At 53.3% G+C, this 12,599-nt stretch carries 13 protein-coding genes; 10 read left to right on the top strand and 3 right to left on the bottom strand.

Annotation, left to right across the window (positions count from 1 at the left end):
* Positions 1-26: 26 nt before the first annotated feature.
* From IC803_RS09905 to IC803_RS09875, 7 genes are all read left to right on the top strand, one after another.
* Positions 27-764 carry a MurR/RpiR family transcriptional regulator gene (locus IC803_RS09905; protein WP_081210236.1) on the top strand — a complete coding sequence of 246 codons (738 nt, stop codon included), beginning with the start codon at positions 27-29 and terminating at the stop codon, positions 762-764.
* A 121-nt stretch (positions 765-885) separates the two neighbouring features.
* Positions 886-2,784 (top strand): PTS 2-O-a-mannosyl-D-glycerate transporter subunit IIABC, encoded by a 1,899-nt coding sequence (gene mngA / locus IC803_RS09900; RefSeq protein WP_190304190.1) that lies wholly within the window; start codon positions 886-888, stop codon positions 2,782-2,784.
* Positions 2,785-2,803: 19 nt separating this feature from the next.
* Entirely contained in the window at positions 2,804-5,449 is a 2,646-nt protein-coding gene (gene mngB, locus IC803_RS09895) for a mannosylglycerate hydrolase (protein WP_081210240.1), read from the top strand.
* Between the two features lie 148 nt (positions 5,450-5,597).
* A complete protein-coding gene (locus IC803_RS09890; protein ID WP_143421096.1) occupies positions 5,598-5,783 on the top strand; it encodes a hypothetical protein in 186 nt (61 codons plus the stop codon).
* A 142-nt stretch (positions 5,784-5,925) separates the two neighbouring features.
* Positions 5,926-6,666 carry a CAP domain-containing protein gene (locus IC803_RS09885; RefSeq protein ID WP_081210242.1) on the top strand — a complete coding sequence of 247 codons (741 nt, stop codon included), beginning with the start codon at positions 5,926-5,928 and terminating at the stop codon, positions 6,664-6,666.
* A 141-nt stretch (positions 6,667-6,807) separates the two neighbouring features.
* A complete protein-coding gene (locus IC803_RS09880) occupies positions 6,808-8,073 on the top strand; it encodes an MDR family MFS transporter (protein ID WP_081210244.1) in 1,266 nt (421 codons plus the stop codon).
* Between the two features lie 138 nt (positions 8,074-8,211).
* On the top strand, positions 8,212-8,946 hold the full coding sequence (locus IC803_RS09875; RefSeq protein WP_081210246.1) for a zinc ribbon domain-containing protein: 735 nt from the start codon (positions 8,212-8,214) through the stop codon (positions 8,944-8,946).
* A 208-nt stretch (positions 8,947-9,154) separates the two neighbouring features.
* Here the strand turns inward: IC803_RS09875 and IC803_RS18390 are convergent, their stop codons facing one another.
* Positions 9,155-9,283, bottom strand: coding sequence for a hypothetical protein (locus tag IC803_RS18390; protein WP_255396855.1), 129 nt, complete (start codon positions 9,281-9,283; stop codon positions 9,155-9,157).
* A gap of 160 nt (positions 9,284-9,443) precedes the next feature.
* Between IC803_RS18390 and IC803_RS09870 the strand changes: the two genes are divergently transcribed.
* Both IC803_RS09870 and IC803_RS09865 read left to right on the top strand, forming a co-directional pair.
* Positions 9,444-10,088 (top strand): 5-bromo-4-chloroindolyl phosphate hydrolysis family protein, encoded by a 645-nt coding sequence (locus IC803_RS09870; protein ID WP_081210248.1) that lies wholly within the window; start codon positions 9,444-9,446, stop codon positions 10,086-10,088.
* Positions 10,085-11,281, top strand: coding sequence for a toxic anion resistance protein (locus tag IC803_RS09865; RefSeq protein WP_081210250.1), 1,197 nt, complete (start codon positions 10,085-10,087; stop codon positions 11,279-11,281). The genes IC803_RS09870 and IC803_RS09865 overlap by 4 nt, the downstream gene beginning before the upstream one ends.
* 231 nt (positions 11,282-11,512) lie before the next feature.
* Here IC803_RS09865 and IC803_RS09860 read toward each other — a convergent pair whose 3' ends face one another.
* Together IC803_RS09860 and IC803_RS18385 are read right to left on the bottom strand one after the other, a co-directional pair.
* A complete protein-coding gene (locus tag IC803_RS09860; RefSeq protein ID WP_081210252.1) occupies positions 11,513-12,025 on the bottom strand; it encodes a YndM family protein in 513 nt (170 codons plus the stop codon).
* Positions 12,026-12,040: 15 nt separating this feature from the next.
* A complete protein-coding gene (locus IC803_RS18385; RefSeq protein WP_255396856.1) occupies positions 12,041-12,169 on the bottom strand; it encodes a hypothetical protein in 129 nt (42 codons plus the stop codon).
* Positions 12,170-12,317: 148 nt separating this feature from the next.
* Between IC803_RS18385 and IC803_RS09855 the strand changes: the two genes are divergently transcribed.
* Positions 12,318-12,512: a YozQ family protein gene (locus IC803_RS09855; RefSeq protein ID WP_081210253.1), complete on the top strand. Its 195-nt coding sequence runs from the start codon at positions 12,318-12,320 to the stop codon at positions 12,510-12,512.
* Positions 12,513-12,599: the final 87 nt, after the last annotated feature.

Here is a 12,599-nt window from a genome sequence, read left to right as displayed (position 1 = left end):
GATGAGACGGTGGGGGATGGAGACCGATGCGGTTTGATGAACGGGTGCGGCTGTATGCCGATAAGCTGAACGATACGGATGACCAAATTGTCGATTACATTATCGAGCATCGTGGGGAGATCGCAGACATCCCGATTCAAAAAATGGCGGAAGCGCTTTATACAGTGCCGAACACGATCGTCCGCTTTGCCAAAAAATTAGGGTATAAGGGGTTTGCAGAACTAAAGGCGGCGTTGGCGCTCGAGCAGCGGGATGAGACGGCGATAAAGGCGGACGGAAAAACGGTCATCGAAAAAACGAAAAAGCTGATCGACGAGCAGCTCATCGAAGATGCTGTTCGCAAGATGCATGAGGCAAAACACGTCTTTTTTTACGGCATCGGCGATTCCGCCTATTTTTGCGAGATGATGGCCAAGCATTTGCGCTGCGTCGGCAAGCAGGCCGACTTTTTTGTCCAGCGCCACGATATGTTGTATAATGCGGACCGCTGCGGGGAAAAGGATGTCGTCTTTGTCATTAGCGTATCTGGGGAAACGAAGCAAGTGCTTGAGGCGGTCGCGGCCGCGAAGCAAAACGGGGCGTTTGTCATCAGCTTGACGCATTTTTGCTCCAATTCGCTCGCCGATCTTGCCGATTTCCGCTTGTATTGCTGGGCGCCCAAGCAGTTTTTAAATAAGTACGACGTCACCGACCGCACATCGCTTTATCTCGTGCTGCGGGCGTTGAGTGAACGGTATTGGCAAAAACAGAGCGGATGTGTATAAATACACAAACGAAGTGAATCAAGGTGTGAGAATGGTGAAAAAGTAAGAAGATTTCGGTCTTCTTGCTTTTTTTCTTTTATAATGAAGTCGACAAACGGCATGGAAAGAGAGGATGGGAGAAATGGAACTGAAACAGCTGACGAACGTTCGGCTGATCGATGTAGAATTGTCGTTGTCTACGAAAGAGGAAGTCATCCGCCATCTTGTTCGCAAGTTGGACGAGGAGGGGAAATTGTATTCGGCTGAATCGTTTTATCAAGCAGTGATGGAGCGGGAAGCGCTCTCTCCGACGGGGCTCGAAGCGGGTTTAGCCATCCCGCACGGGAAATCGAAAACGGTAAAATCGGCGGCCTTTGCGGTGGCGAAGCTGGCTCGGCCGATTCGCGATTGGGAGAGCATCGATCCGTCCAATGAAGTGGAGCTTGTTTTTTTATTAGCGATTCCGGAACAGGAAGCCGGATCGACGCACTTGGATTTGCTTGCCGAACTTGCTAAACGGCTGGCGCGCGCTGAATATCGTAAGCGGTTGCAGCAATGCCGCACGGCGGAAGAGCTGTACCGCGCTCTTGATGAGGAAAAGGCGGAGGCCGCTGAAACAGCGGCAGCAGAAAAAACGATTGTCGCCGTGACGGCCTGCCCGGCTGGCATCGCCCATACGTATATGGCGGCTGAAGCGTTAGAGCAAGCCGGGCGGGAGATCGGGGTTGCCGTATACGTCGAAAAGCAAGGGGCAAACGGCATCGAAGACCGCCATACCGAGGAGCGGCTGCGAAAAGCGGAAGCGGCGATTTTTGCTACAGACGTGGCGGTGAAAAACGAAGAACGGTTTGCCCATTTGCCGGTGTACCGAACGACAGTTGCAGCGCCGTTGAAAGATGCGAAAGGCGTTCTTTTGAAAGCGCTTGAGAAGGCCGAAAAGGAAGGAAAGCGGGAATATGAGCCGACAAAGGAGACAATGTCTGAGCGCGTTTCATGGCAAACGGAAGTGAAAAACGCCATTTTAACCGGCATTTCTCATATTATTCCGATTATCGTCGCCGGCGGGATGATTTTGGCGTGTGCGGTGCTTATCGCCCAGGCGTTTGGGCTTCAACAAGTATACGATACGGAAAATTCGTGGCTTTGGATGCTGCGCAAACTGGGCGGCAATATGCTTGGCACGCTCATGATTCCGGTGCTGTCGGCGTACATGGCGTATGCGATCGCCGACAAGCCGGCGCTTGGTCCGGGGTTTGCCGCAGGGATTGCCGCGACGATGATCAACGGCGGCTTTTTAGGCGGCATGCTTGGCGGTTTTTTGGCTGGCTATTTTATGAAGTGGTTGAAAAAGCAGCTTCCACCAAAGGGCGCGTTCTCTGGATTCATCAGCTTTTGGCTGTACCCGGTCATCGGTTCGCTCGTTGTCGGGGCGCTAATGCTGTTTGTGTTCGGCAAGCCGGTCGCCGGGCTGAACAATGCGCTGCTTGAGTGGCTGGACAACTTGTCGGGCCGCAACGCCATTGTACTTGGTGCGATCTTAGGCGTCATGGTGTCGTTTGATTTAGGAGGGCCGGTCAATAAAGCGGCGTATACGTTCTGCATTGGGGCGATGGCAAGCGGCAACTTCATTCCGTATGCGGCGTTCGCCTCGGTGAAAATGGTGTCGGCGTTTTCCGTCACCGCCGCGACGTTGTTGTTCAAACGGTATTTTGAAGAATATGAGCGCGAAGTCGGCAAGTCGACATGGATTCTTGGCTTAGCCGGCATTACCGAGGGAGCGATTCCGTTTATGATTAACGACCCGCTGCGCGTCATTCCGTCGCTTTGCATCGGGTCGGCGGTCACCGGGGCGATCGTCACGGCATCGCAAATCGGGCTGAACGTTCCGGGAGCCGGTATTTTCTCGCTGTTTGTCCTGCAAGGCGCACCGTTATGGAAAGCGGGAGTCATCTGGCTTGGCGCCGCGCTGATCGGGGCGTTTATTTCGACGGTGCTGTTAGTCGCTACACGCGTGCAAAAGCTAAAGGCGCAGCAACGATAAGACAAATGAGGTGAAACCATTGAAGCGATACGTTCACATCGTTCCTCATGTGCATTGGGACCGCGAATGGTATTTTTCCGCAGAAGAATCGCGCATTTTGTTAGTGAACGATATGGAAGAAATATTAGCGATGTTAGAAACAAATCATGATTACCCGTACTTTGTCCTTGATGGGCAGACGGTCGTGCTGGAAGATTATTTAGCCGTCAAGCCGGAGCAAAAAGAGCGCATCCGCCGCCTTGTCCAAGAAGGAAAATTGATCATCGGCCCGTGGTATACGCAAACGGACGAAATGGTCGTCGGCGGAGAGTCGATTGTCCGCAACTTGCTCTATGGGCTGAAAGATTGTCAGGAGTTCGGGAAGCCGATGCAAATCGGCTATCTCCCCGACTCGTTTGGGCAATCGGCGCAGCTGCCGCAAATTTTAAACGGCTTTGGCATCAAGCGGGCCATTTTTTGGCGCGGCGTGTCGGAACGGCACGGCACAGACAAAACCGAGTTTTACTGGGTGAGCGATGACGGCTCGAAAGTGCTTGTGCAGCTGTTCCCGCTCGGCTATGCGATCGGCAAATATCTTCCGACTGATGAAGCAAAGCTGAAGGAGCGGATGGACAAATACTTTTCCGTTCTGGACCGCGGGGCGACGACTGATCATATTCTCATTCCGAACGGTCATGATCAAATGCCGATTCAAAAAAATATTTTTGAGGTGATCGACAAGCTGCAAACGCTCTATCCGGAGCGGACCTTTTTCTTAAGCCGTTATGAACATGTGTTTGAACAGCTGGAAAAAGAGGAGCAGCTTCCGGTCATCCGCGGCGAGTTTTTGGACGGAAAATATATGCGCGTTCACCGCAGCATTTACTCGACGCGCATGGACATTAAAGCGGCGAACGCCCGCATCGAAAACAAAGTGACGAACGTGCTTGAGCCGCTGGCCGCCATTGCCTCGACGCTTGGGTTTCCGTATGAGCACCGGCTGATGGAGCTCATTTGGAAAGAGATGATGAAAAACCATGCGCATGACAGCATCGGCTGCTGCTGTTCAGACCTCGTTCACCGCGACATTTTGGGGCGCTTTGCGCTAGCGGAAGAGCGGGCCGACCGGCTCATCACATTTTATATGCGCAAAATGGCCGATGCGATGCCGTCGGATCGGTCGGTCGACAAGCTGGTTGTGTACAATACGCTTCCGTACGAACGGAACGAACCGATCGAAGCGGAAATTACGACGAAATGGAAAGCATTCCGTCTCGTCGATGAACGCGGGGAATCGGTGGAGTTTGAAGTGGTGGATGAAACGATCGTTGACCCGGGTCTGATTGATCGGCAAATCGTCCATTACGGCAACTACGATCCGTTTGTCCGCTATACGATCCATTTCCGCGACCGCATCCCGGCGATGGGGTATAAGGCGTATTTAGTGCAAGAGGCGGAACAGATGAACAAACAGGCGCCAACGGCTGTTGAGCAAATGGATACGCCGTTTTATACGATCACTGTCAATGAGAATGGGGCAATTAACATATATGACAAACAGCTGCAGCGAACGTTCCGCGATGTGCTCTTGCTTGAAGATGTCGGCGATGATGGAGACGAATATGACTTTTCCCCGCTGCCGGGCGATGAGCCGATTAATAATAAGGGCGTGAAGGCGACGTATTCGCTCCGGCAAAACAGCTATTTCGCCTATGCCGATATCGCTTACCGGCTGCCGGTGCCGGCCGATCTTGACAGCCGGAAAGCGAAACGGAATGATCGTTTTCTTGACGTCTCCATTCGGTTGACCGTTCCGATGGACCAACCGCTCATCGATGTCCGGGTGCGCATCCACAACGAAGCGAAAGACCACCGCATCCGCATGTACGTACCAACCGGCATCGCCTCTACCCATTCGGTCGCTGACAACCAGTTCGGCGTCATTCGGCGGCCGGTCGTCGACCCGGCGATCGACGTGTGGGAACAAGAAGGATGGGATGAACGTCCGGATGCGATCTACCCGATGCTCACGTATGTCGGACTGTCGGATGAAACGGGCGGCATCGCCGTGCTGACGAACAGCACGAGAGAGTACGAGATTGTCGGAGAACAGCGCGATACGATCGCGGTGACGCTTTTACGCAGCGTCGGCTATCTGGGCAAAGAGGAGCTCGTGCGTCGCCCGGGCCGTCCGTCCGGCATTAAAATGGCGACGCCGGATTCGCAAATGCTCGGTGTGAATGAGCTGCACTTCGCGTTGACGACGCATCGCGGAACGACGGAAGAAGCAAATGTCGCCAAGCGGGCGAAACAGTTTTTAACGCCGCTGTATACGTACAACAAACTGCCGTATGATGCCATGAAGATGAATCCGGTGGCGTTCTCGGTGCCGTATGAATATAGCCTGTTTTCCCAACAGGAAGGCGAGGTCGTGCTAAGTGCGGTGAAGCGGAGCGAAGACCACCGCGGCGTCATTGTGCGCTTCTTTAACCCAACGCCGCAGAAGACGGAGGCGTCATTCCAATGGCATGGGCCGTCATCGGCGGTATGGCGCACGAACTTAAACGAAACACCACTTGCGCCGTTGGCCATCGATGCCCAACAACGATTTACTGTTCAAGTCAAGCCGAACGAAGTGCAAACCGTGCTTGTTGTCGATCAGGAGAGAAAAGGAAAAGATGAATAGACATAAAAGCTGGGGCTGAACGCCGCAGCTTCTTTTTTTATAACAAAACGTTGGGTTTCTCTCTGTTTTGTAACACGGCTGTAACAATTGTTAAACGAAATGGCCGAAATCAGAGGCTGTCAACTCCCTTTTTGCAAGAAAAATATAGATGGCTAGAGGAGTAGAGGAAAAAAAGGAATCACCGTTAGTGAAAGGATGCGTCTTCCAATCGTTGCAGCCATCAATGATCGATGTTGATTTGGCAATGAAAACAAGCGTCTTTTTTACCGGGGGCTGCCAATACGCCTTGTTTTCCATTTTGGACCAAAAATATTACAAAAACCCCGTGTTATAATGGGGATGCAGGCGAGAGGACGCCCAAACGGTCCTCGCCGAACAACGCAGGCATCACTGACGGACGCAACGGCCTTTGAAACGCCTTTGAAACTTTGAAAATAGAAACTAATTTTGAAAATAGAAAACAAGGAGGAATTCCAATGAAGAAAAAAATGGCAGCGACGATCGCCGCTTCGGTTGCGCTCATCGGCGCTTCGTTTGCGGCAACAACGAAAACGGAAGCGGCAGGGACGACATGCCCGACGGCGAACGTGTATCAAGTAAAATACGCAAGCACAAACGTTCAAGATTTAGAGAAATGGTTGAAACAATACTTCCCGTTTGTGTCGTTCCAACCGGCTAAACCGGCCGCACAGCAACCGGCTGTAAAGCAGCCGGCAACGGCGAAACCGCAGGCGCCGGCAGCGGTCAAACAGCCGGCGGCAAAGCCGCAAGCCAATACGCAAGCGCCGGCAAAAACGCCAGCAACGGCGCCAAAGGCTGCAACACAAAAAACAACAGGCTTAAACGCCTATGAGCAGCAAGTCGTTGAGTTGACGAACAAAGAGCGGGCAAAATACGGTCTGCCGCCGCTTCAAGTTGACTTAGCCCTCAGCAAAGTCGCCCGCGAAAAATCGCGCGATATGGCGGTCAACAACTACTTCTCACACAACAGCCCGACGTACGGCTCCCCGTTTGAGATGATGAAAAAATTCGGCATCTCATACACCGCCGCTGGGGAAAACATTGCTAAAGGCCAACGCACACCGCAAGAAGTCGTCAATGCGTGGATGAACAGTGAAGGCCACCGGGCGAACATTTTGAACAAAAACTTTACACACATTGGCGTTGGTTTTGAAGAAAACGGCTATATTTGGACGCAGCAATTTATCCGCAAGTAAGAGCGGCGTCCTCCCCATCCTGTCCATCGATCTGATGGACAGGATTTTTTTTGCTGAAATAGTTCTCTAACAAAAAATAGAAAACTATGCTATAATGTTCAGCAGGCTGAAATGAGTCTGTCGACTATGGAGGATGCGCGGATGCGAATACGTGACTGGGACCGCAATTTGAAAGTGCGCTTGTTTGGTGAAGCGCTGATGAATACTACCTTTTGGATGTTTTTTCCGTTTATGGCCATTTATTTTGCCGACTCGTTTGGCAAAGAAACCGCAAGTGTGCTATTGATCGTTTCACAGTTATTTTCCGTCGCCGCGAATTTGCTGGGCGGTTATTGCGCCGATCTGTTCGGGCGCAAGCGGATGATGGTGCTATCCGCCTATGGGCAGGGGGCGGCATTTTTCGTCTTTGCCTTGGCCAGTTCCCCATGGTGGCAGTCGCCGCTCGTCGGCTTTCTTTGTTTTACGTTTGCCGGCATTTGCGGGGCGTTTTACTGGCCGGCGAGCCAGGCGATGGTGGCGGACGTTGTGCCGGAAAAAGACCGGAGTCATGTGTTTGCCGTGTTTTACACATCCGTCAACGTCTCCGTTGTCATCGGTCCGACGATCGGCGGCTTATTTTATCCGGATCACCAGTTTGCGTTGCTTTTTGCCGCGGCTTGCTCATGTTTTGCGATGGCGACGATGTTGGCGAAGCAGCTGCGCGAAACGGCTCCATTGGCGGCGGACAGGCAGAAGGCGGAGGCATGGCCGCAGTTTTGGCGCGAACAACTAAGGCAATACACCGTCATTGTGCGTGATCGCACCTTTTTCTTGTTTATCGCCGCCGGGGTGTTGGTGGCACAAACATTCATGCAGCTTGATTTGTTAATTCCTGTATATACCAAAGAAACGCTCGAAGGGGAAACATTATGGGGTAGCTTTACGATTGACGGGGCTAATGCGTTCGGGTTGTTAATTGCGGAAAACGGACTGCTTGTCGTGTTCGGCACGGTGATGGTGGCGCGCTATATGGAGCGCCACGATGAGCGATGGGCGTTTATCGGTTCGTCGGTGTTATACGGCGTCACGATGTGGCTGTTTAGTCATGCAGCATCGATCGTCGGACTGATGGCAGTGATGGTGCTGTTTACGTTGGCCGAGCTGATGACGGCCGGCTTGCAGCAGTCGTTTGTGTCGAAGTCGGCGCCTGAGGACATGCGCGGCCAATATTTTGCTGCGGCGAGCCTTCGCTTTACCATCGGTCGGATGCTGGCGCCGTTGTCGCTTGCGGCGGTGACTTGGATCGGCTATACATGGACATTTGTGGCTCTCAGCATGCTCGCATTGGCCAGCGCGGGGCTGTATGTGTGGATGTTCCGGCAAGCCGGGCAGCGGGCGCAGCGATCAGATGTTTCCCTTTCCAGATGACGGGGGCTGTGCAAACCGCTACCCGTTTTTTTTTTGTTTATTATTATAATAGAAAGCGCGTCGTTGTTCGTGTAACATATATTCCCTGTCTCTGACATAAAGTGGAACTAGATAGAGAGAAGGAGAGGGGAAGCGATCATGAAACCGCACACGTCTGAACCAGATGCGATCGAGGGGGGCGGCGGACAAGACAGCGCTGCGGCGTTGGCGCGCTACGGCAGGCGCCAGCAAGCACGTGTTTTGTCCCGGGAAAAGAGAAAAAAACAATACCGTTTTATCGGCTGGCTGCTTTTCGCTGTCGCCGTCTTATGGGGGGCGGGCGCGTTGATTTGGAGCGGATACGGGGCGTTAAAAACGACGGCGGGCCGTGAGATCGCCATTATGCGGTTAAAAGAGGCCATCGAAGATCGCGATGCCGCCGCTTTGCAGGCGTTGTTGCGGGTGGCGGATGAAACGGTGCCGATCAATGGCCAAACGCTGACGCCTTTGTTTGCCTATTTCGACCAGCATCCGGAGGCGTATGAAATACTTGATGAGGAGTTTGCCCGCCAGCGCGAGGGCGGGCATGTGTATATTAAAGGGTTGACGTCTCATCCGCCGGTGTTTACGATACATGTGTTTGAAAACCGATATGTGTTTGAGCCGGCTCTATATTTCATCCACGTCCGCCTTGACGATCCCGAGGCAACGCTTGTCGTCAATGGAAGGGAACTGAAGGGAGGAGCGACAAAAGATCCATTCATCAAAAAAATCGGCCCGTATTTGCCGGGTGTGTACACAGTGACCGCTGTTGATCCGAATGGCAAAAAGAAGACCACCCGCGTCGAGTTGTTCGGCGGCGCCCGCGTCCGTGAAATTGATATCACGAAATGAGTGAATAGGCAAATACCGCTTCGACGGTAGCGATAATGACGACAACTTGCGTCTGCCCAGGCGGCGCTGATGAGGAAGCGCCAAGAACAGTTGGAGTGTATGGCGCCGGCGGGCTTGTTGTCCGTTCCTTCAGCTCAACCGGTATGTCGTGAAGCGGCAAGGTGAGAGCGCGGGCGATGGCCAGCGCTTTTTCTTTTGCATTTGGCCGCTAGGCGGCTTTTTGATCGTCATCGGCCGCCCGCCAGTAATAGACGCGCGGCAGGCCGATATAGCACCAGTATTCTTTTAACAATGAGACGGTGACAAACGACAAAAGCTGCCAATCGATCCCCTTCATAGCCCTCCTCCTTTTGTTTGCCGCGTTTAGTATAGCCTATTCGAAACAGCTATTGTCCTATACGTGTGGATCGGGCGGCAATGAAACTTCCCAGGGAGCTTGTGCGTATCATGGAATGGACGTGTTATAATGGAAGAAAAGATGAAGAAAGGGATGGACAATGAAGCAACTGCTTCGCACGATATGGCGCTGGTTTGTTTCGTGGAACGCTGGGATCATCGTTGCAGTTACGGTATTTATTGCCGCCGATTTTCGCGTTTTGCCCTCGCTTTTATCAGGAATGGGAGCGATGTGGGGAGTGTCCGCTGTGATGAAAAGGCGGCATCGCCGCTTGGCAGCTGACGTGCCGGCCGAGGAGCAGGCATACGTCCGCAGCCAGCTTCGCGAGGCGCGCGCGTTATGGAAACGGCTGCGCCGCGCCCGCTACCGGCTTCGTTCGGTGGCCATGTGGCAAACCGTTTCCCGGTTGAGCGCGATCGTCGACCGGATCATTCGCGCGGTTGAGCAAAAGCCGCATCAGCTCCGCCTTGCCCAGCCGTTTTTCTTAAACGAGTGGCCGACGGCAGTGGAGATGGTTGAAAAATATGTATACTTGTCGCAACAGCCGGTGCAAAGCGCCGACATGGCCGAGGCGCTGCGGGAGACGGAACGGCTGCTCGGCGAGCTGACCGAAACGGCGGAGCGGCAGCTGCTCGAAGTGTTATCCAGTGACGTTTGGTCGCTTCAGACGGAAGCGAAAGTGCTTGAACAATCGCTCCAACAGCCGGATCGCCTTCATTTGCTGCCGGCAAAGAAAGGGGAATGACCATGGACGAACGGAATCGTGAGATGGAACGAGTCGATTGGTTTCGCGAACAAGAACGGACAAGCACGCTTGATGAGCTGTTGGCCGCGCCGTTTTCCGCGCCGGCATCGCCGCGAGCCGAAGCGGCGGCTCAGCCGGCCAGCGTGCTTGAGACGTTAAAGCCGGAACACCGGGAAAAAGCCTTAGCGCTTGCCAAACAAATCGATCCGGCCAACCAGCAGGCCATTTTACAGTACGGCGTGGCGGCACAGGTGGAACTATCGAAGTTTTCCCATACGATTTTGCATCATGTGCAAACGAAGGATGCCGGTCCGGTCGGCGAAGTAATCAGCGAGCTGATGGCGAAAATTAAAGAAGTCAACCCAGATGATCTCATGCCGGCAAAAAAAGGATGGCTGTCCCGCCTGTTTGGCACGGTGGCCAAACCGTTGCAAGGGATCGTCGCCAAATACCAAAAAATCGGCGTCGAAATTGACAAAATCGCCGACCAGCTTGAGAAACATCGGCATGGGCTGCTTCGCGATGTGATGATGCTCGAGACGCTTTATGAGAAAAATAAAGACTATTTTGAGGCGCTCAATATTTATATTGCGGCGGCCGAATATAAGTTGGAGGAGCTGCGGGCGAAAACGATCCCCGAAAAGCAGGCGGCTGCCGAGCGCTCCGGCGACCAAATGGCATGGCAGGACGTTCAGGACTTGCGGCAGTTCGCTGACCGGCTTGAGAAGCGGGTGCACGATTTAAAGCTCAGCCGGCAAGTGACGATCCAAACGGCGCCGCAAATCCGCATGATCCAGCATATGAACGAAACGCTTATCGAGCGCATCCAGTCATCGATTTTAAATGCGATTCCGCTTTGGAAAAATCAAGTCGTGATCGCCTTGACGCTCTTCCGCCAGCAAAAGGCGGCTGAGGCGCAAAAGCAGGTTGCCGAAACGACAAACGAACTGTTGCTGCGCAACTCGGAAATGTTAAAAACGAACAGCATTGAAATTGCGAAGGAAAATGAGCGCGGCCTCATCGACATGGAGACGCTGAAGCGGACGCAAGAAAACTTGATCGCCACGCTCGAAGAAACGTTAAAAATCCAAGCCGAGGGCCGCTTGAAACGGCAACAGGCCGAACGCGAGCTGGCGGCGATGGAGGCGGAACTAAAGCAGACGCTGCTCTCGCTGAAGCAGCCGGAACAATAAAAAAGACGCTATGGTTTTTGCCATTGGCCGAGCGGGCAGAGGGCGGCCCGGCCCGTTGACTGCGGAAACAAGCGATATAGGGTGAATATCACCATATAAAACGGGTGTCTCGCAAAGGAGAAGACACCCGTTTTTTGCTGTTATAACGTTCCGATTGGTGGAGAAACGAACAGACCGGCCGGCGTTAGGCCATCGCTGATGAGCATTGGTTATTTGGCGTCTGTCCGCTGCTTACAAAATAGGAGGATGGGGCGGTTCTTGTTCCCGCCGGTCGCCTTCTTGTTTCACCTGTTCGCCTTCCCGATCGCCAGGGCCGGCGGCACGGACGTCAAACTCTTCCGCCGCCTCCGTTTGCCATTGGCGGCCGACAAGCGGCACGTCTTCCTTTCCGTGTTGGCCGATAACAAAGCGCAGCACGTAAGCGTGAAACAGCAACTCCCCGAACGCAGCGAGCAAGGCGGCGAAAAACGCTGCGCTTAAAATGGCGCCGCCGGGGATGTCATAAAACGCGCCGATGCCAATCCATGTGGCGACAAATACGAGGCCAAAATCAGCGATCGTCGCCGAAACGTTGCCAAGGCGCGGCAAAACGTACAAGTCGCCGAGCGCATAGGCGACAAGCGTCAGCCAAAGGCTGAACCATAGCAGTTCCGCCGACGAAATGCGCAAAAACAGCGGCAAAATGGCGAACATGACGGTCGCCGTAAGCAAATATTTGAGCGCCAACGCAAGCAAATGTCTCATCTTGCCCTGCCGCCTTTATTCCGCCGGGTAGTTCGGGCCCTCTAGTTTTTTATCCCCGTATCCCGGCTGCTTTTCCATCTCTTTTTCCGGCTGTTGCTTTTTCCGTTGTTGTTCAAGGCTGTCGTTTGGTTTTGGCTGCCTCATTGGCCATCATCCTCTCTTTTCGTCGTTTATCGTTAGTTTGCCGCATTGGATGCAATGTATGCATGCACAACCCATAAACTTCCTCTTTTTATTTTCCGCACCTGTTTCACATTAATATAATGAACGGCATGAATAAGGAGGAATAACGATGACGGAAAACAAACAATCGCTCGAGATCGCCGGACGCCAGTATGACCCGTCCGACTATGAATCGGCCTCGTTTCTTGGCGCGGCGTTGGCTGAAACGCATGAACAAGTAAGTGATGCCTACATGGAAGGGACGGTTGAGGCGGCAGTTGACAGGGAAAACGGGCCGGACATTCCTCTCTCCCAGCCCGAGTAAAGCGCCAAGGAATGCGTCCTTGGCGTTTTGTGCTGACGCAAAGCCCCCGGCTCGTTTGAGAAAAGGGAGGGGAAAAAGGAAAGAAAA

The organism is Geobacillus sp. 46C-IIa (assembly GCF_014679505.1).
Lineage (GTDB): Bacteria > Bacillota > Bacilli > Bacillales > Anoxybacillaceae > Geobacillus.
Note: the sequence above shows the minus strand (reverse complement) of the source record. Positions and strands in the feature narration are given on the sequence as shown.